The 18,505-nt window shown below is 68.9% G+C and carries 17 protein-coding genes; 15 read left to right on the top strand and 2 right to left on the bottom strand.

The genetic code is table 11. The features are described 5' to 3' along the window. Window positions 1–40: 40 nt before the first annotated feature. On the bottom strand, window positions 41–1,312 hold the full coding sequence (locus DIE12_RS33970; protein ID WP_124522872.1) for an NAD(P)/FAD-dependent oxidoreductase: 1,272 nt from the start codon (window positions 1,310–1,312) through the stop codon (window positions 41–43). 206 nt (window positions 1,313–1,518) lie between these two features. On the opposite strand from DIE12_RS33970, the gene DIE12_RS33965 reads away from it, so the two are divergent. The 15 genes from DIE12_RS33965 (at window position 1,519) to DIE12_RS33895 (ending at window position 17,627) form a co-directional block, all read left to right on the top strand. Then, the gene (locus tag DIE12_RS33965; RefSeq protein WP_124521100.1) at window positions 1,519–1,791 is read left to right on the top strand and encodes a ubiquitin carboxyl-terminal hydrolase 14; all 273 of its coding nucleotides are present in this window, start codon (window positions 1,519–1,521) and stop codon (window positions 1,789–1,791) included. A 134-nt stretch (window positions 1,792–1,925) separates the two neighbouring features. Then, window positions 1,926–2,408, top strand: a complete 483-nt coding sequence (locus DIE12_RS33960) for a VOC family protein (protein ID WP_124521102.1) — start codon at window positions 1,926–1,928, stop codon at window positions 2,406–2,408. A gap of 1 nt (window position 2,409) precedes the next feature. Beyond that, window positions 2,410–3,636 (top strand): FAD binding domain-containing protein, encoded by a 1,227-nt coding sequence (locus tag DIE12_RS33955; RefSeq protein ID WP_124521104.1) that lies wholly within the window; start codon window positions 2,410–2,412, stop codon window positions 3,634–3,636. Window positions 3,637–3,730: 94 nt separating this feature from the next. Further along, on the top strand, window positions 3,731–4,090 hold the full coding sequence (locus tag DIE12_RS33950) for a DUF485 domain-containing protein (protein ID WP_124521106.1): 360 nt from the start codon (window positions 3,731–3,733) through the stop codon (window positions 4,088–4,090). Then, window positions 4,087–5,733 carry a cation/acetate symporter ActP gene (gene actP / locus DIE12_RS33945; protein ID WP_124521108.1) on the top strand — a complete coding sequence of 549 codons (1,647 nt, stop codon included), beginning with the start codon at window positions 4,087–4,089 and terminating at the stop codon, window positions 5,731–5,733. The genes DIE12_RS33950 and actP overlap by 4 nt, the downstream gene beginning before the upstream one ends. A 29-nt stretch (window positions 5,734–5,762) precedes the next feature. After that, on the top strand, window positions 5,763–6,908 hold the full coding sequence (locus tag DIE12_RS33940; protein WP_124521110.1) for an amidohydrolase family protein: 1,146 nt from the start codon (window positions 5,763–5,765) through the stop codon (window positions 6,906–6,908). Window positions 6,909–7,069: 161 nt separating this feature from the next. Beyond that, window positions 7,070–8,194: an FAD-dependent monooxygenase gene (locus DIE12_RS33935; RefSeq protein ID WP_124521112.1), complete on the top strand. Its 1,125-nt coding sequence runs from the start codon at window positions 7,070–7,072 to the stop codon at window positions 8,192–8,194. A 206-nt stretch (window positions 8,195–8,400) separates the two neighbouring features. After that, the gene (locus DIE12_RS33930) at window positions 8,401–9,099 is read left to right on the top strand and encodes a hydrolase (protein WP_124521114.1); all 699 of its coding nucleotides are present in this window, start codon (window positions 8,401–8,403) and stop codon (window positions 9,097–9,099) included. 424 nt (window positions 9,100–9,523) lie between these two features. Continuing rightward, complete coding sequence (locus DIE12_RS33925) at window positions 9,524–10,807, top strand: cytochrome c (RefSeq protein WP_124521116.1); 1,284 nt, start codon at window positions 9,524–9,526, stop codon at window positions 10,805–10,807. Beyond that, window positions 10,804–11,304 (top strand): (2Fe-2S)-binding protein, encoded by a 501-nt coding sequence (locus DIE12_RS33920; RefSeq protein WP_124522876.1) that lies wholly within the window; start codon window positions 10,804–10,806, stop codon window positions 11,302–11,304. The genes DIE12_RS33925 and DIE12_RS33920 overlap by 4 nt, the downstream gene beginning before the upstream one ends. Then, window positions 11,304–13,565, top strand: coding sequence for a molybdopterin cofactor-binding domain-containing protein (locus DIE12_RS33915; RefSeq protein ID WP_124521118.1), 2,262 nt, complete (start codon window positions 11,304–11,306; stop codon window positions 13,563–13,565). The genes DIE12_RS33920 and DIE12_RS33915 overlap by 1 nt, the downstream gene beginning before the upstream one ends. Window positions 13,566–13,636: 71 nt before the next feature. Beyond that, a complete protein-coding gene (locus DIE12_RS33910; RefSeq protein ID WP_044847103.1) occupies window positions 13,637–14,554 on the top strand; it encodes a LysR family transcriptional regulator in 918 nt (305 codons plus the stop codon). Window positions 14,555–14,695: 141 nt separating this feature from the next. Next, the gene (locus DIE12_RS33905) at window positions 14,696–15,037 is read left to right on the top strand and encodes a hypothetical protein (protein WP_124522878.1); all 342 of its coding nucleotides are present in this window, start codon (window positions 14,696–14,698) and stop codon (window positions 15,035–15,037) included. A 98-nt stretch (window positions 15,038–15,135) separates the two neighbouring features. Beyond that, complete coding sequence (locus tag DIE12_RS33900; RefSeq protein ID WP_044847102.1) at window positions 15,136–16,353, top strand: MFS transporter; 1,218 nt, start codon at window positions 15,136–15,138, stop codon at window positions 16,351–16,353. Between the two features lie 161 nt (window positions 16,354–16,514). After that, window positions 16,515–17,627: an alkene reductase gene (locus DIE12_RS33895; RefSeq protein ID WP_124488028.1), complete on the top strand. Its 1,113-nt coding sequence runs from the start codon at window positions 16,515–16,517 to the stop codon at window positions 17,625–17,627. A gap of 161 nt (window positions 17,628–17,788) precedes the next feature. On the opposite strand, the gene DIE12_RS33890 is transcribed toward DIE12_RS33895, so the two are convergent. Continuing rightward, window positions 17,789–18,460 (bottom strand): phosphohydrolase, encoded by a 672-nt coding sequence (locus tag DIE12_RS33890; protein WP_124521123.1) that lies wholly within the window; start codon window positions 18,458–18,460, stop codon window positions 17,789–17,791. Window positions 18,461–18,505 lie beyond the last annotated feature (45 nt).

Genomic DNA, 18,505 nt, shown 5'->3' with positions numbered 1-18,505 from the left:
TACCGGCGGCCAACGCATCGCGGCGCCAGCGCCGCACGGCTCAGGCTGCGCCCTGCCGCTGCGCATCCTCGCTCAGGAAGCGGTGGACGAAGGTCACGGCCATCGCCCCTTCGCCGACCGCCGACGCCACCCGCTTGACCGAGCCCGACCGGACGTCGCCCGCCGCGAACGAACCCGGCACGCTCGTTTCGAGATAGTAGGGCCGGCGCTCGAGCGGCCACACGCGCCCGAATGCAGGACAGTCGCAGAGGTCGCTGCCCGTGACCAGGTAGCCGCTCTCGTTGCGAATGATGTTCGTATCCCTCGCCCATTCGGTGTTCGGCGCACCACCGATGCAGACGAACAGGTGCGTGGCCGGCAGCACTTCCCGCGCGCCGTCTTCCGTGCGCAGCACGATCGCCTCGAGCCGGCCGTCGCCCTGCAACGCGTCGACGGTCGTGCCGTAGCGGACGGTCACGTTCGGCATGCGCTCGATCCGGTCGATCAGGTAGCGCGACAGCGTTGCCGCGAGCGATGCGCCGCGCACGACCATCGTGACTTCACGCGCGTGCCGTGCGAAGTTCATCACCGCCTGCCCGGCCGAATTTCCGCCGCCGACGATGAACACGTGCTTGCCCTCGCACATCGGCGCCTCGCTCGAGCCCGCGCCATAGAACAGGCCCGCGTTGAGAAAGCGCTGTTCGTCCGGCAGACCGAGGCTGCGGTATTCGATGCCGGTCGCGCAGATATTTGCGCGCGCGGTCAGAATCGAGCCGTCGGCCAGGTCGACGCGAATCTTGCCGTCGACGAACGTCGCATGCACGCCCTCGCGCATCATCAGCAGCTCGACGCCGAACTTGACCGCCTGCTGGCGCGCACGCTCGGCCAGCTCGGCGCCGGGTATGCCGTCCGGGAATCCCATGTAGTTCTCGATCAGCGAACTCGTCCCCGCCTGTCCGCCGACCGCATCGCGCTCGATCACGACGGCCCGCAACCCTTCCGATGCCGCGTAGACGGCAGCCGACAGGCCCGCCGGGCCGGCACCGTAGATCGACAGGTCATACTCGATGAAGCGCGGCCGCGCGACCCAGCCGAGCTTGGCGGCGATCTCCGGCAGCGTCGGCTGGTACATGCACGTACCGTCCGGAAAGACGACGACCGGCAGCCGGACGTCGCGCAGCGGCGCGATGCCCAGCTCGCGCACGCAGTCGGTGTCGGACGTCAGTTCGCACCACGCGTACTCGACCACGCCGCGCTTCAGGAAATCGCGAATTGCGTAGGCTTCCCTGCTGTTCGGCAAACCGATTACCCTGACATGCTGAGACTGCGTCATGAAGCCCTCCCGGCGACCGCACCGCGACATTGCACCCCGGCCGCACTTGCGACTGTACGTCGTCGTCGCCATCGCGCCGCGACGTTTAATAAGAATTAAGGTCCGCTCGCGCCACGACCGTCCACAATGAATCCTGTCCGCCTCCGCTTGCAGCTTCGTGCCGGCCGCGCTGCGAGCGCTCTGCGGCGCCGGCATCGGAGCGAAAGATGACTACCACCTGCAGTCACCTCGGCGAAGCGCGCGTCCTGCACACCGACAAGGACTACTGCGAGGAATGCGTGAAGTCCGGCAGTCGGTGGGTGCATCTGCGCCTGTGCCTGAGCTGCGGGCAAGTCGGTTGTTGCGACTCGTCGCCGAATCGCCACGCGAGCCGGCATTTCCACGAAACCGGCCATCCGCTCGCCCGTTCGATCGAGCCGGGCGAGCGCTGGGTATGGTGCTACGCGGACGAAGTCATGGCCGGCGAAATCGCGTCGTAGCGCATCGCGCGCCGGCATCCGGCACCCATTTCCACTGCGGGTAAACACCGCTCGATCGCGGCTTTGTCCTGCCGATCTTTTCCACTAGAATTTATCGAACGATAACTTATCGACTGATAAACACGAGGTGTCCCATGCCTGTATCCAGACTTGCGCACTACTCGATCCGCACGCTCGATCTCGAGAAATCGTGCCGGTTCTATGAACGCGTGCTCGGCTTCAAACGCGGCTATCGTCCGCCGTTCGACTTTCCCGGCGCATGGCTCTACAAGGGCGGCGACGAAGCCGATTACGGCATCGTCCACATCATCGGCGTCGATCCGTCCAATCCGGACGGCCTTGCCGCCTATCTCGGCGACAAGCCGCTGCCGGCCGCCGGCACCGGCACCGTCGACCACATCGCGTTCCTCGCGACCGGCGTCGAGGCGACGTGGCGCACGCTGCGCGCCGAGAACATCCCGTGGCGCGACCGCACGGTGCCGAGCCTCGGTCTGCACCAGGTCTTCATCGAGGATCCGTCCGGCGTGACGATCGAACTCAACTTCCCTGCCGCCGAGGTCGAGGGCCTCGCGCTTCCCGACGCGGCCGCATCGGCCGGCGCATCCACCGGAGACTGACATGAACAACATCACTGCAAGCAAACGCAAGGCCGCCATCGTCGGCGGCTCGCTGGGCGGGCTGTTCGCAGCCAACCTCCTGCTGCGCAACGGCTGGGACGTGGACGTCTACGAGCGGGTGCCCGAGGCGCTGTCGGGCCGTGGTGCCGGCATCGTCACGCATCCGGAACTGTTCGACGTGATGCTCGCCGCGGGCGTGCGCATCGACGCGTCGATCGGCGTCAAGGTCGAGTCGCGCATCACGCTGTCGCAGGACGGCGCCGTGGAATCGGAACGGCGCTTGCCGCAGACGCTCACCGCGTGGAGCAAGATGTACCACGTGCTGCGTGCGGCGCTGCCCGATCAGCACTATCACGCGGGCGCCGTCGTGACCGACGTCGCGGACGGGCCGGAGCACGCGTCTATCACGCTGTCCGACGGCTCGGTCGTGCATGCCGATCTCGTCATTGCCGCCGACGGGTTCCGCTCCGCGATTCGCGAGCGGCTGCTGCCGGACGCGCAGTTGCAATACGCGGGCTATGTCGCATGGCGCGGGCTGGTCGACGAAGCCGCGCTGTCGGAAGCGACCCACGCGAGCCTGTTCGACAAGTTCGCGTTCGGCTTGCCGCCGCACGAACAGATCCTCGGCTACCCGGTCGCCGGCCAGGGCAACAGCACGCAACCCGGCGAGCGCCGCTACAACTTCGTCTGGTATCGCGCGACGCGCGAAGACACCGACCTGCCGAACCTGCTGACCGACGAGACCGGCAAGCTGTGGGCCGGCGGCATTCCGCCGACGCTGATCCGGCGCGACGTCCTCGCCGATCTCGAGGACGCGGCCGACGCGCTGCTCGCGCCGCAGTTCGCCGAAGTCGTCGCACGCGCGACGCAGCCGCTGTTCCAGCCGATCTACGACCTCGAAGTGCCGCGCATGGCGTTCGGCCGGATCGCGCTGCTCGGCGACGCCGCATTCGTCGCGCGGCCGCACTGCGGAATGGGCGTCACGAAGGCGGCCGGCGATGCGCTCGCGCTCGTCGCGTCGCTCGCCACGCGCGCCGACACGCTCGACGCGCTGTGCGAATACAGCGAGACGCGCACCGCATTCGGCGTCGCGATCGTGCAGCACGCGCGCCATCTCGGCGCGTACATGCAGGCACAACTGAAAAACGACACCGAGCGCGAAATGGCCGAGCGCTATCGCACGCCGGAAGTCGTGATGCGGGAAACCGCGGTGCCGCCGCATTTCTGAGCCGCATTTCCGAGCCGGGCACGGGCGGGCGCCGCGCACGAGACGCGCGACGCCCGACGCCCGGCCGCGACATCCGATCCATCGAGGAGACACCGTGAACCACCCGCATCCGGCCACCGCCGGCACCGCGCCCGCGCATGACTCGCCGGCGCAGGCCGCCCATCCGCTGCTGCGCGACGCCCGTTTTCGCGCGCTCGTCAGGCGCAGAAGGCTGCTCGCCTGGTCGCTGACCGTCGTCATGCTCACCCTCTATTTCGCGTTCATCCTGACGCTCGCGTTTTCGCCGACGCTGCTCGGTCAGCCGATCGTGCCGGGCCGGCCGACGCCGTGGGGCATCCCGGTCGGCTTCGGCATGTTCGTCGTCACGTTCGCGCTCGTCGCGCTGTACGTATTCCAGGCCAATTCGGTCCACGACGCGCTCGTCGCGTCCCTTCGTCACGGAGACACGCCATGAAACGCCTGCTTCTCGCCGCGATCGCCGCCGCCGGCACGGCACCGGCGTTCGCGGCCGGCCCCGCGGCGATCGCACACGGGCACAACCCGGTCGCGATCGGCATGTTCCTGCTGTTCGTCGCATCGACGCTCGTCATCACGCGCTGGGCCGCGCGCAAGAACCACAGCGTGGCCGACCACTATGCGGCCGGCGGCCGGATCACCGCGTTCCAGAACGGCTGGGCGATCGCCGGCGACTACATGTCCGCGGCATCCCTGCTCGGCATTTCCGCGCTGGTGTTCACGAGCGGCTACGACGGCCTGATCTATTCGGTCGGCTTTCTCGCGAGCTGGCCGATCATCCTGTTCCTGATCGCCGAGCCGCTGCGCAACCTCGGCAAGTACACGCTCGCCGACGTCGTGTCCTATCGCCTGCGGCAACGGCCGATCCGCGCGTTCGCGGCGTCGAGCTCGATCGTCATCGTGCTGCTGTATCTCGTGTCGCAGATGGTCGGCGCGGGCAAGCTCGTCGAGCTGCTGTTCGGTCTCGACTACACGGTCGCGGTGCTCGTCGTCGGCGTGCTGATGGTCGTCTACGTATTCTTCGGCGGGATGCTCGCGACCACCTGGATCCAGATCATCAAGGCCGTGCTGCTGCTCGCCGGCGCGGCGTTCATGGCGTTCATGGTGCTCGGCCGTTTCGGCTTCAGCCTCGACGCACTGTTCGCGCAGGCAGTCAGCGTGCATCCGAAGCATGCGGCGATCCTGCGTCCGGGCGGCCTGGTCTCCGATCCGGTCTCCGCCGTGTCGCTCGGCCTCGCGCTGATCTTCGGCACGGCGGGCCTTCCGCACATCCTGATGCGCTTCTTCACGGTCGGCGACGTCAAGGCTGCCCGCAAGAGCATCCTCCATGCGACCGGCATCGTCGGCGTCGGCTACGTGCTGATCGTGATCATCGGCTTCGGCACCATCGCGCTCGTCGCGCCGGACCCGCATTACCACGACGCGTCCGGCGCCGTGACGGGCGGCGCGAACATGGTGGCGATCCACCTCGCGCACGCGGTGGGCGGCAACGTGTTCCTCGGCTTCATCTGCGCAGTCGCGTTCTCGACCATCCTCGCCGTGGTCGCCGGACTCACGCTCGCGGGCTCGTCGGCGATCTCGCACGATCTCTACGCGAACGTGCTGCGCCGCGGACGCGCATCCGACCAGGAGGAAATGCGCGTGGCGCGCGCGACGACCGTCGTGCTCGGCGTGCTCGCGATCCTGCTCGGCATCGCGTTCGAGAAGCAGAACATCGCGTTCATCGTCAGCCTCACGTTCTCGATCGCGGCGAGCTCGAACTTTCCGGTGCTGCTGCTCTCGATCTACTGGCGCGGGCTCACGACGCGCGGCGCCGTGCTCGGCGGCCTGCTCGGGCTCGCCACCGCCGTCACGCTCACGGTGCTGAGCCCGACCGTGTGGGTGACGGTGCTCGGTCATGCGCATGCGGTCTATCCGTACGAATACCCGGCACTGTTCTCGATGGCGGCGGCGTTCGCCGGCGTCGTCCTGTTCTCCGTCACCGATCGCTCGGCCCGCGCGCGACACGAGCGTGCGCAGTTCGACACCCAGCTCGTCGCGTGCGAAATGGGCACCACAACGGGCATCACGCAACGCGGCTGAGCCGCACGATTCGAAGGGCCGACATCCTCATGAGACATCCCACGTTGACCTGCACCTGCTGCCCGTCGCCGGCCCGGCGACGCCTGCTCGGCACGTTCGCCGCGCTCGCCGGCACGGCCTTGGCCGGCCGTTCGGCACCGGCTGCCGCAACCGCGAGCACGCCGGCCGCATCGGCCACCGCGCCGCTGCAGCGGCCGCGCGCGATCGACATCCACGCGCACTACTACCCGGAAAGCTTCTGCAATCTGGTCGGCGGCGAAGGCAAGCGCTTCGGCGGGTCGTTCACGTGCGACGACGCGTCGTTCACGTTCCGCACGCCCGCCGGCGGCCTCGGGCCGCTGCCGATGAAGTTCATCGACGTCGATGCGCGGCTCACGGACATGGATGCGTCCGGCGTCGACGTCCAGGCGCTGTCGCTCAGCGTGCCGATGGCGTACTGGGCCGACCGGTCGTTCAATGCGAAGCTCGCGCGCGACTGGAACTCGGCCGCGTCGCGCGTCTACGAGCGTCATCCGACGCGCTTCGTCGTACTCGCGACGCTGCCGATGCTGAACGCGACCGACGCGATCGACGAACTCGAGCGCGCCGCGCAGTTGCCGGGCGTGCGCGGCGTGTACATGGGCACCAACATCGACAATCGCGATCTCGACGACCCGCTGTTCGCACCCGTCTTCGCGCGCATCGCGCAACTGAACCTGCCGGTGTTCCTGCATCCGCAGCAAACGGTCGGCGGCGCACGGCTCGGCGATTTCTACCTCAGCAACCTGCTCGGCAATCCGTTCGACACGGCGATCGCCGGCGCGCACCTGATCCTGGGCGGCGTGCTCGACCGTCATCCGAACCTGCACTTCACGCTGCCGCATGCCGGCGGCGCGTTGCCGATCGTCGCGGGGCGCCTCGACGCGGGCTGGACCGTGCGCCCCGAAACGCGCCGGCTCGCGCAGAAGCCCAGCAGCTATCTGCGGCGCTTCAGCTACGACACGGTGTCCCACTCCGGGCCGGTGCTGGACTTCCTGATCGCGAACGTCGGCATCGACCGGCTCGTGCTCGGCAGCGACTACTGCTTCGACATGGGTTACGAACAGCCGGTCCGCTTTCTCGACCGGCTCGACCTGAGCGCGGACCAGCGCGCGCTGATACTCGGCGGCAATGCGGGGAAACTGCTGCGGATCTAGCGCGATCGGGCCGCCATGTCGCGCTCGCGCGACGACGCTTGCACGATCGGCGCAGCCCGCCGGTCGACATGCCATCATCCGGCGAGCCGTCGGCACGGCACGGCAAACGTCGCCGCGCGGCCGGACCACCATGCCGCTTCTCTAACAAGGAACCACGCACGATGAAGATAGCCATTGCCGGCGGCTCGATCGCCGGTCTCGCGGCCGCGCTGACGCTCGATTGCATCGGGCACGACGTGACGGTCTACGAGCGCGCGCCGTCTCCGCTGCGCGGCCAAGGCGGCGGCGTGGCCGTGCTGCGCCGCATGATGGCGTTTCTCGAACAGCATGGCCGTCATTGCCGGCAGATGATCAGCGTGCCGACGCGTCGGCGTCGCTGGATCGAGCGCGACGGCAGCGTCACGCGGGACGAACCCGAAATGCTGCCGTTCTCGTCGTGGGACGCCGTCTACCGGTCGCTGTGCGACACGCTGCCGCGCGGACGCATCCGCTATGGCCGCACGGTCAGCGGCTTCACGCAGGACGCGACGGGCGTCGACGTGCACCTGGGCGACGAACACGTTCGCGCGGACGTGCTGGTTGCGGCCGACGGGTCGGGCTCGACCCTGCGCACGCACCTGTTTCCCGGCTACGCGCCGTCATTCGCGGGCTATCTCGCGTGGCGCGGCATCGTCGACGAAGCCGATTTCGACGTTGCCGCGATCGCGCCGCTGGTCGAGAACATGACCCTTCACAAGGCGCCGGGCGAGCTGTTCATGGCCTTCCTGATTCCCGCGCTCGACGGCTCGCTCGCGCCGGGGACGCGCCGTTTCAACTGGTTGTGGTATCGCAACGAAACCGATCGCGCGGCGCTGCGCCGCCACCTGACCGATCGTCACGGCAACGTCCATCACGCGTCGGTGCATCCGGGGATGCTGGCCGATGAGGTCGTCGGCACGCTGCGGCAACTGGCGCAAGCGCGCTTGCCGGCATCCCTGTCGCAACTGGTGCTCGCCACGCGCGCGCCGTTCAACCAGGCGATCTTCGACGCGCTGAGCCCTGCCTTCGTCGACGGCCGCGTCGTGCTGATCGGCGATGCGGCGTGCACCGTGCGCCCGCATACGGCCTCCGGCACGTCGAAGGCGGCAGGCGATGCGGTGTCGCTCGCGCAGGCGCTGCCGGCCGACGCGTCCGATGTCGTCGAGCGTCTCGCGCAATGGTCGGTACGACGACGGGCGGACGTGATCTCGTTGCTCGAGAAAGGGCCGCAACTGGCCGCCTCGTTCGGCCTCGGCACGCCGCCCTGACGCGCTGCCGGCGCGGTTCGCGCGTCGGCACGCGCACGTCGCATCGGCACCGATTCATAACGTTTTATTTCCGCCGACCGATTCCCGCTCCTAAGCTTGACACGTCGGCGCGCGATTTCATTCAGCGAACCCGCTGCGTCGACCCGGCGCGGCGCAGCCGATTCCGGCGCCGTCATGCATTCCATTCGACCAGCGAGGCCAATATCATGCGTAATCCTAAACTTGATGTCCTGACGCCCCATAACTGCCAGATGCTGTTCATCGACCTGCAGCCCCAGATGGCACTGGGCGTGCAGTCGATCGACCGGCAGACGCTGAAGAACAACGCGGTCGGGCTGGCGAAGGCCGCGAAGGCCTTCGACATTCCGACCACGATAACGACGGTCGAGACCGAGAGCTTCTCCGGCTATGCGTTCCCGGAACTGCTCGACGTCTTTCCGAACCAGCCCGTCCTCGAACGTTCGTCGATGAACTCGTGGGACGACCAGAAGGTGCGCGACGCACTCGCGAAGAACGGTCGCAAGAAAGTGGTCGCGGCCGGTCTGTGGACGGAGGTGTGCAATCTCACCTTCGCGCTGTGCGCGATGGACGAAGGCGAATACGAGATCTACATGGTCGCCGACGCATCGGGCGGCACGTCGAAGGAAGCGCACGAGTACGCGATGCAGCGCATGATCCAGGCCGGCGTGGTACCGGTCACCTGGCAGCAGGTGATGCTCGAATGGCAGCGCGACTGGGCGCGGCACGAAACCTACGATGCCGTGATGAACATCGTGCGCGAACATTCCGGCGCATACGGGATGGGCGTCGACTACGCATACACGATGGTCCACAACGCGCCGCAGCGCACGAAGGAACCGCACGCGATGCTTGCGCCGGTGCCGGCACCGATCGCGCGCAGATGACGGCAGACGAAACGGCCGACGATCGCGGCCGCGCCCCGGAACCCGCCCGCCGCCTGCGTTCAGAACGTTTCAGCGCGGTTTCAGGAAACGGCGCTGCCGCCAGCGTAGACTGCCCCCATCAGTCGCCGAGCGGGTCACGGACCGCGTGCGCGACACACCTCTCCTGGAGCGACGACATGATCTCCGCCGCGAATCGCTGCCGCCGGACCGGCTTGTCATGGCCGAACCGGTCGGCCATGCACCGTCGCCACCCGGCGGCCCCTGCTGCAATTTCCTGCGCCGGCACGCGCCGGCAAAGCCGCGCGCGCTGGCCCGCCTGTCACGGCAAGCGGATCCGCGCCGCGGCGTGCGAACCGCACGGCCGGCGTCCGCTCCGTTGCCCCGCCGACCGCATGACGCCGGAACCGGCTCGCCGGGAGTACGCATGAAGCACAAACGACTCTGGTTCGGCGCGGCGGTTGTCGCGGTCGTCGGTCTCGCGGTCGCGATCGGCATCATGGTCCGGCCGTCGATCGCGCCGGTCGATCCGCCCGCGCGCACGTCTTTCGATCCGCAGCTCGTGCGCGCGGGCGCACGCGTCGTCGCGCTTGGCGACTGCGTCGTGTGCCACACCGCGAAGGACGGCAAGCCGTTCGCCGGCGGCCTGCCGCTCGCGACGCCGTTCGGCACGATCTACGCGACCAACATCACGCCGGATGCCGACACGGGCATCGGCCGCTGGTCGCAGGCCGCGTTCGCGCGGGCGCTGCGCAGCGGCATCGCCCGCGACGGCCATCCGCTCTACCCGGCGTTTCCGTACATCCATTTCACGCGGATGTCCGACCAGGACATCGAGGCCGCATACGCGTACCTGATGACGCGCGAACCGGTGCAGACGAAGACGCCGGCGAACGACCTGATCTTCCCGCTCAACTTCCGGCCGCTGGTCGCGTTCTGGAACGTGCTGTTCCTGCGCGAGGGCGCGTACCAGCCCGATCCGTCGCAATCCGCGCAATGGAATCGCGGCAAGATGCTCGTCGACGGCCTCGGGCACTGCGCGTCCTGCCATTCGCCGCTGAACGCGATCGGCGGCGAACAGGCCGGCAAGGCGTTCGACGGCGGCATCGTCGACGGCTGGGACGCGCCGCCGCTCAACACGCTCGGCAACGCGGCCCGGCCGTGGACGCAAGCGCAACTGGTCACGTACCTGCGCACCGGCCGCGCGAGCGAGCACGGCGCGGCTGCCGGACCGATGCTGCCGGTCACGCGCGATCTCGCGACGGTGCCGGCGGAAGACGTCGAGGCGATCGCCGCGTACATCCTGTCCATCCAGAAGCCGGCCGCCGCGCGTCCCGCCACGACGGCCGCCGTGGAACACGGCCCGACGACGCCGGCCGCGCAGCGCGGCGCGGTGCTGTTCCAGGCGTCGTGCGCGCAGTGTCACGGGCCGGCCTCGCCGATGCAGTCGATCGGCGAGCGGCCGACGCTCGCGTTCAGCACGGCCATCCATGCCGACACGCCGCGCAACGCGATCCAGATGATGTTCAACGGCATCGGCTGGCATGGCGAGGACACGCTGAACTACATGCCGTCCTACCTCGACCAGTACGACGACGCGCAGATCGCGGATCTCGCCGCCTACCTGCGCGAGACGTATTCCGATCGCCCCGCATGGAGCGGCATCGACACCCTAGCCGCGAAGCTCAGAAAGGAGGACCGCGCACCATGATCGCCCTCACCGTGAACGGCGTGCGGCACACGCTCGACATCGATCCGTCGACGCCGCTGCTGTACGCGCTGCGCAACGACCTGCACCTGCACGGCGCGAAATTCGGCTGCGGCCTCGGACAATGCGGCGCATGTACCGTGATCGTCGACGACAAGCCGATGTTCTCGTGCCTGATTCCGGTCGCCGCGCTCGGCGAGCGCCGCGTCAGAACCGTCGAAAGCCTCGGCACGGCCGACCATCCGGGCAAGCTTCAACGGGCGTTCATCGACCACCAGGCGGCGCAGTGCGGCTACTGCATCGCGGGCATGATCATGCGCGCGCAGGCGCTGCTCGAACGCAACCCGAAACCGACCGAACGCGAGCTGCGCACCCACATGGAACCGAACCTGTGCCGTTGCGGCACCCACATGCGGATCCTGGCCGCCGTGCGCCAGGTCGCGGGCCTGCCGGAGCCGGAACCGTCCGCCGCGCCGGTCATGATCAGCAAGGGAATCTGATGAACGCACCCGACGACATCGACGAAGGCCGCCGGCACTTCATGGTCTCCGGCGCGCTCTTCGTCGCGTTCAGCCTCGCGCCGGCCGCGCGCGCGGCCGCCGAAGTCGTGATCGCGGACGAAGGCGCCGCCGTCCACGTCGCCAAGGCCACCGAAACGCTGGCCGGCAGCCTCAAGACCAACCCGCTGCTCGACGCGTGGATCAAGATCGCGCCCGACGGCAAGGTCACCGTGTTTACCGGCAAGGTCGAGCTCGGCACCGGCGTGCGCACCGCGTTGCTGCAGGTAGCCGCCGAGGAGCTGAACATGAAGCCCTCGCTGATCACGTTCCTGACCGCCGACACCGGCGCGTCGCCGGACGAGGGCCTGACGGCCGGCAGCCACACGATGGCGGACAGCGGCTCCGCGCTGCTGAACGCCGCCGCGCAGGTGCGCGGGCTGCTGGTCGACGGCGCGGCGAAGCAGTTCGGCGTCGATCCGCGCACGCTCACCGTCGCCGATGCCGTCATCAAGGCGCCGGACGGCCGCACGATGCGCTACGGCGACGCGGTGCGCACCGTCGACCTGCACCGCAACGCGACGCCGACCTCGCCGCTGAAGCCCCCGGCCACGTTCACCGTGATCGGCACGTCGCTGCCGCGCGTCGACATCCCGAACAAGGTCACGGGCGGCGTCAGCTACGTGCAGGACATGGAACTGCCGGGCATGCTGCACGCGCGCGTCGTGATGCCGCCGGTGTACGACGCGGCGCTGCAGTCGTTCGACGAAGCCGCGATCCTGAAGCTGCCGGGCGTCGTGCGGATCGTGCGCAACGGCAGCATGCTCGCGGTCGTCGCGCATGGCGAATGGCAGGCGGTCGTCGCGCAGCGCGCGCTGGCCGCAAGCTGCCGCTGGTCGGGCGGCCGCACGCTGCCCGATCGCGCGACGGTCCACGCGGAGCTCAAGCGGATCGCGACCCAGCGCATCGAAATCGCCAACACGCATGCGCCCACCGCGCCTGCGACGAAGACGCTGTCCGCCACGTTCCTGAAGAACTACCTGCTGCACGGCTCGATCGGGCCGTCGTGTTCGGTCGCGCATCTCGAGAACGGCACGCTGACGGTGTGGACCCACTCGCAGGGCGTGTACCCGCTGCGCGACGCCCTTGCCGAGATGCTGTCGCTGCCGAAGGCGAGCGTGCGCTGCATTCACACCGAGGGTTCCGGCTGCTACGGGCACAACGGCGCGGACGATGCGGCCGCGCATGCGGCGCTGATCGCGGCGGCGATGCCCGGCAAGCCGATCCGCGTGCAATGGATGCGCGAGCAGGAACATACGTGGGACCACTTCACGCCGGCGATGGTCACCGAGCTCAGCGCGTCGCTCGACGCGGGCGGTCGCATCGTCGACTGGAACTATGCGCTGTGGAGCAGCTCGCACAACGAGCGCATCGTCAACGCCGGCCGGCTGCTGCCCGCGCGGATGCTCGAGCCGCCGTTCGTGTCCGCGCCGTCGACGCCGATGCTGCAGCCCGAGGGCGGCGGCGATCGCAACGCGATCCCGCTCTACGCGCTGCCCAACATGCACATCGTCAACAACTTCTCGCCGACGATGCCGCTGCAGACTTCCGCGATGCGCTCGCTCGGCGCGCACACCAACGTGTGGGCCATCGAGAGCTTCATGGACGAGCTCGCGCACGCCGCCGGCGTCGATCCGGTCGAATTCCGCCTGCGCCACATGCAGGACCCACGCGCGCGGCAGGTGATCCAGCTCGCCGCGGCCCGGTTCGGCTGGCCGCGGCCGCCGCGCGCGCGCAATCGCGGCGTCGGCTTCGCGTTCGGCAAGTACAAGAACCTGATGGCCTACGTCGCGATCGCGATCGAGATCACGGTCGAGCCGGAGACGGGCCACGTGACGCTCGATCGCGCGGAAGTCGCGGTCGACGCCGGCCAGGTCGTGTCGCCGGACGGCATCCGCAACCAGATCGAGGGCGGCATCGTGCAGGCCGCCAGCTGGACACTGTACGAGGCGCTGAAATACGATACGCAGCGCATTCGCAGTTTCGACTGGAGCAGCTATCCGATCCTGCGGTTCGGCTCGGCCCCGCAAAGCATCAAGGTGCATCTGATCAATCGCCCCGGTGCGCCGTTCCTCGGCGCGGCCGAGGCGTCGATGGGGCCGACCGCGGGCGCGCTGGCCAACGCGATCTTCGACGCGACCGGCCAGCGCATGCGCGAAATGCCGTTCGCCGGCGATTCGCTCAGGAAACGGATCGACGCATAGCCGCACCTCACAACCGACCGCGCCGGCACGGACCGGCGCCGGCAACCCGACAGGCTGGAGATTTCTGAACGATGGATACCTTGCTTTCGATGCGCGTGTTCACGCGCATCGTCGAGACGGGCAGCTTCACGCGCGCGTCGGACACCACCGGGCTCACGACGCCGCGCGTGTCCGCGCTGCTGAGCACGCTCGAACAGCATCTCGGCTGCCGGCTGCTGAACCGCACGACGCGCCGCATCTCGCTGACCGAGGACGGGCAGGCCTATTACGAACGCTGCGTCGGCGTGCTGCGCGAGATCGACGACATGGAAGCGGCCGTCTCGCAGGCGCGCAACGTGCCGCGCGGCCGCCTGAAGGTGAACCTGCCGCCGGCGATGGCGAAACAGATCATGGTGCCCGCGCTGCCCGAATTCCTCGCCGCCCACCCGGGCATCTCGGTCGAACTCGGCGTGACGGACCGGCAGATCGACCTCGTCGGCGAGGGGGTCGATTGCGTCGTGCGCATCGGCGCGCTCGACGACTCGGGGCTGGTCGCGAAACGGATCGGCAGCCTCACCACCTGCACCTGCGCGGCCCCCGCGTATCTCGAGCGCTGCGGCGCACCCGACACGGTGGACGACCTCGCGCAGCACATCGCGGTCAGCCACATGTCGGCCGATACGGGCCGGCCGCGGCCGTGGGACTACGTCGTCGACGGCGAAACGCGCATCATCCAGATGTGCGGCACGGTCGCGGTCAACGACGCCGACACCTACATCGCGTGCGGCGTCGCGGGGATCGGCCTGATCAAGACCTCGCTGTACCTGGTCGAGCCGTACCTGAAATCGGGACGCCTGCGCGAGGTGCTGACCGATTTCAACACGCCGCCGCGGCCGATCTCGATCCTGTATCCGCCCAACCGGCACACGCCCGTCAAGCTCAAGGTCTTCGTCGACTGGCTCGCCGGCCTGTTCGCGCAGATCCCGACGCTGCAGGGCCAGCGAGGCTGAAGGCCACCCGCATCGCGCAGCGCATGAATCAAGTGATTTAAGGCGGCGTTTTAGGACAATTCAGCCCGCGCGATCCAGACTGGTTTCATGGGCTTCGCGATCCGCGATATCCGCGCCGGAGGCCCGCGACGAGAGGCCATCATGAAGATCGCGATCGCCGGCGGCTCCATCGCGGGCCTGGCTGCCGCCGTCACGCTGAATTGCATCGGCCGCGAGGCCGCCGTCCACGAACGTCGCGACCGGCCGTCGCCCGCTCAGGGCGGCGCGGTCGCGGTACTGCGCCGCCTGACCACCTTTCCCGACACGCACGGCGAACCGTTGCGCGGCCATCTGGCCGCCCCCGGGCGTCCGCCTGCGCGCTCGCGTCGGCCAGGCTCGCCGCCACCGGCGTCCACCTGCGCGCCCGCGATCCGCCCCCTTTGCGCGCCGCGCAATGCTCGATTGCGCGGCGGCCGTATTCCCTTGTTATCGATCGATCAATAATCTTGACGGCAATGCGGCGGCTTCCGTTTCGCCGCGACCCACACCGCATCATCCGCCCGACGACCGGGCACCCGACATCTCTTTCGAAGGAGTCGACCATGTCAGCAGAATCCACCCCGCTCGCGCCCCAGGGGCACGCGGCCAAGCTCACGCAGGGCCTCATCCTGCTGTTCGCGTTCAGTTGCGGCGCGATCGTCGCGAACCTGTACTACGCGCAGCCGATCACCGAACTCATCGCACCCAGCCTGCACATGTCGGGCGAAACCGCGAGCCTCATCGTGTCGCTGACGCAGATCGGCTACGCGCTCGGCCTGTTCTTCATCGTGCCGCTCGGCGACCTGCTCGAGAACCGCAAGCTGATGATCACGACCGCCGTCGTGTCGATCGCGAGCCTCGCGGCGGCGGCGATGGTGCATACGCCCGGGCCGTTCCTCGCGATCTCGCTGCTGATCGGCTTCAGCTCGGTCGCCGTGCAGATCCTGGTGCCGCTCGCCGCGCACCTCGCGCCCGATCATTCGCGCGGCCGCGTGGTCGGCACGATCATGAGCGGGCTGCTGCTCGGCATCCTGCTCGCGCGCCCGCTGTCGAGCGTGGTGGCCGACGCGTTCGGCTGGCGCTTCGTGTTCGCGGCCGCCGCCGTGCTGATGACGCTCGTGACGGCCGTGCTCGCGCTGACGATCCCGTCGCGCCAGCCCGATCACCGCGCGACCTATTTCGAACTGATCGGCTCGCTGCTGCATCTGGTCCGCACGATGCCGGTGCTGCGCCATCGCGCGTTCTACCAGGGCCTGATGTTCGCGTCGTTCAGCCTGTTCTGGACCGCCGTGCCGGTCGAGCTCACGCGTCACTACGGCCTGTCGCAATCGGCCATCGGCCTGTTCGCGCTGGTCGGTGCGATCGGCGCGACGTCGGCGCCCGTCGCCGGCCGCCTCGCGGATGCCGGGCACACGGTGCGGGCAACGCTGATCGCGCTGGTCGCGGGTGCGCTGTCGTACGCAGTCGCGCTGGTCCATGGCGCCGGGCTGTACGGCCTCGTCGTCACGGGCATCGTGCTCGACTTCGCGGTGCAGATGAACATGGTGCTCGGCCAGCGCGAGATCTACGCGCTGCATGCGGCGAGCCGCAACCGCCTGAACGCGCTGTACATGACCAGCATCTTCGTCGGCGGCGCCGTCGGCTCCGCGCTCGCGAGCCCGCTGTACGAGCATGGCGGCTGGCCGCTCGTCGCGGCCGTCGCCGGCGCGTTCCCGATCGTCGCGCTCGCCCACTACCTCGTGATCGGGCGCCCGCACGCGCAACGCCACGCCCAGGCGTGAACCGGCGCCGGCACCGGTTCACGCGCGAATCCCGAGCGGGCGCTTCGCGCACCGGAATGCTGCCGGCACGTCATCTCCGATTTTCCGCAGCGCCAGCCGCCGCACCGGCCGCAACCGGACGACATGCGGCGGCGCCCTGCTCCACTGAAGAGGAATCCTTCATGTCTTCCCTGCTCAGCCACTACGATCTGCGCGGCCTGCCGCTTCCCAACCGTATCGTGATGGGGCCGATGACGCGTTCTCGCGCGCCTTCGCGCGGCCAGCCGACCGCGCTCATGGCCGAGTACTACGCCCAGCGCGCATCCGCCGGCCTGATCGTCACCGAAGCGACCAACGTCAGCCCGGCCTCCGCGGCGTTCGAACTGACGCCCGGGCTCGTCACCGACGAGCAGGCGGCCGGCTGGAAACAGGTCACCGACGCAGTTCATGCGAACGGCGGGCGCATCTTCGCGCAGCTCTGGCACGGCGGCCGGGTCAGCTCGCTGACGCTGCTCGGCGGCGAAGCGCCGCTGTCGCCGTCCGGCGTCAACGACGATCTCGAACAGCTGCAGGTGTGGGCGCAGTTGCAGAACGGCTACTACACGAAGATTCACGCGACGCCGTCGCGCGCGATGACGACCGACGAGGTCGCCGCGACGGTCGAGGAATTCCGCCAGGCGGCGCTGCGCGCGAAGGCGGCCGGCTTCGACGGCGTCGAGATTCACGCGGCCAACGGCTACCTGCCGCACCAGTTCCTGTCGTCGACGCTGAACCGCCGCGACGACCGCTACGGCGGCTCGCTCCCGAACCGCGCGCGCTTTCTCGAGGAAATCGTCGACGCGGTCGGCGGCGTGCTGCCGCTCGATCGGGTGGGCGTGCGCATCTCGCCGTACGCGAAGTACAACAACGTGCGCGACGCGGATCCGGATGCGACGTATGCGTACGTCGGCCGCATGCTCGACGAAGCCGGCGTCGCCTATGTACACGCGGCGGACACCAACGGCTGGAGCGGCGAACCCGACCTGCCGCGCATCGTCGCGAACACGCGCAACGCGTACCGCGGCACGCTGATCGTCAACGGCGGCATCGCGCCGGAAGCCGCGAATGCGCTGATCGATGCGGGCGACGCCGATCTCGTCGCGTTCGCACGCGCCTACATCGCAAACCCCGACCTCGTCGAGCGCATCGCGGCGAAGGCGCCGCTCGCCGCGCCGAAGCCGGTCGGCTGGTATGGCGGCGACCGCGCGGGATACGTCGACTATGCGCGTCATGACGCGGCGGGCGCGAACGTTTGAACGTTTGAACGTTTGAACGTTTGAACGTTTGAACGTTTGGGCGTTTGGGCGCTTTGACGCATGGACGTCCGAGCGCCTGAGCACCTGAACGCCCAGGCACCGCAACAGCGGCCAAGCTGCCGCCGCGGCAAGCTCGCGCCGCCGGCTCCGGAACGAAGCCGTCAAACGTCCTTCCAGCGCGCACCCAGCACGCGCCCGCAGAAATTCGGCCGCTGAAAATCCGGGTCGGCACGCTCGAGCACATCGGCGCTCCACGTGCCGAACGTCGACGCCGGCCGGTGCGCGACGCCACGTGCGACCGCATCGAGGAACGCGTCGCCGAACCCGTCTTCGCGCGGATACGCGGCGAGCAGCGCCCGACGCTCGTCCACCGAATACGCGTCGAAGCCGCTCGCCATCAGGTCCGCCGCCACAGCCTCGGCCAGCGCGCACGCCAGCGGCGAGACGCGCGCGGCCACACCGGGCGTCGTATGCAGCGCGATCGCGCGCCACACGTCGTCGCACTGGCGCTGCGACGTGTGATGCCGCAGCAGGAACGCGTGCGCGGCATCGGCGCTGTCGACCTCGTAGCGCGCGCTCGAGCGGCAATAGGCGGGGCTCAGTCCCATGTTCGCGTACATCGCGGCCACGTACAGCGCATCGGCATCGAGCGTCTCGCCGGCACGGCGCGCGGCAAGCGACGCCAGGACGAACACCCGGCATGCGTGACCGGTCAGCACCGGCGGCAACGATGCACACGCCGCTTCGGCCGCTTCGATCGCCATCGGCGTCCGCGGAATGCGAACGCCGGCGACTTCGTCATCGGCGGGTGCGCACGTCGGCGCTCCACTCATCTCGTCTCCTTCTGCCCCGCGCCGGGGCGGAAAATTGTCTGTTCA

The organism is Burkholderia sp. Bp9015 (assembly GCF_003853505.1).
Lineage (GTDB): Bacteria > Pseudomonadota > Gammaproteobacteria > Burkholderiales > Burkholderiaceae > Burkholderia.
Note: the sequence above shows the minus strand (reverse complement) of the source record. Positions and strands in the feature narration are given on the sequence as shown.

Excerpts from the sequence above, each read along its gene's own strand:
- DIE12_RS33970 (WP_124522872.1), bottom strand. The coding sequence starts at position 1,312 with ATGACGCAGTCTCAGCATGTCAGGGTAATCGGTTTGCCGAACAGCAGG.
- DIE12_RS33895 (WP_124488028.1), top strand. The coding sequence starts at position 16,515 with ATGTCTTCCCTGCTCAGCCACTACGATCTGCGCGGCCTGCCGCTTCCC.
- DIE12_RS33930 (WP_124521114.1), top strand. The coding sequence starts at position 8,401 with ATGCGTAATCCTAAACTTGATGTCCTGACGCCCCATAACTGCCAGATG.
- actP (WP_124521108.1), top strand. The coding sequence starts at position 4,087 with ATGAAACGCCTGCTTCTCGCCGCGATCGCCGCCGCCGGCACGGCACCG.
- DIE12_RS33935 (WP_124521112.1), top strand. The coding sequence starts at position 7,070 with ATGAAGATAGCCATTGCCGGCGGCTCGATCGCCGGTCTCGCGGCCGCG.
- DIE12_RS33940 (WP_124521110.1), top strand. The coding sequence starts at position 5,763 with ATGAGACATCCCACGTTGACCTGCACCTGCTGCCCGTCGCCGGCCCGG.
- DIE12_RS33915 (WP_124521118.1), top strand. The coding sequence starts at position 11,304 with ATGAACGCACCCGACGACATCGACGAAGGCCGCCGGCACTTCATGGTC.
- DIE12_RS33925 (WP_124521116.1), top strand. The coding sequence starts at position 9,524 with ATGAAGCACAAACGACTCTGGTTCGGCGCGGCGGTTGTCGCGGTCGTC.
- DIE12_RS33890 (WP_124521123.1), bottom strand. The coding sequence starts at position 18,460 with ATGAGTGGAGCGCCGACGTGCGCACCCGCCGATGACGAAGTCGCCGGC.
- DIE12_RS33905 (WP_124522878.1), top strand. The coding sequence starts at position 14,696 with ATGAAGATCGCGATCGCCGGCGGCTCCATCGCGGGCCTGGCTGCCGCC.
- DIE12_RS33900 (WP_044847102.1), top strand. The coding sequence starts at position 15,136 with ATGTCAGCAGAATCCACCCCGCTCGCGCCCCAGGGGCACGCGGCCAAG.
- DIE12_RS33960 (WP_124521102.1), top strand. The coding sequence starts at position 1,926 with ATGCCTGTATCCAGACTTGCGCACTACTCGATCCGCACGCTCGATCTC.
- DIE12_RS33910 (WP_044847103.1), top strand. The coding sequence starts at position 13,637 with ATGGATACCTTGCTTTCGATGCGCGTGTTCACGCGCATCGTCGAGACG.
- DIE12_RS33955 (WP_124521104.1), top strand. The coding sequence starts at position 2,410 with ATGAACAACATCACTGCAAGCAAACGCAAGGCCGCCATCGTCGGCGGC.
- DIE12_RS33965 (WP_124521100.1), top strand. The coding sequence starts at position 1,519 with ATGACTACCACCTGCAGTCACCTCGGCGAAGCGCGCGTCCTGCACACC.
- DIE12_RS33920 (WP_124522876.1), top strand. The coding sequence starts at position 10,804 with ATGATCGCCCTCACCGTGAACGGCGTGCGGCACACGCTCGACATCGAT.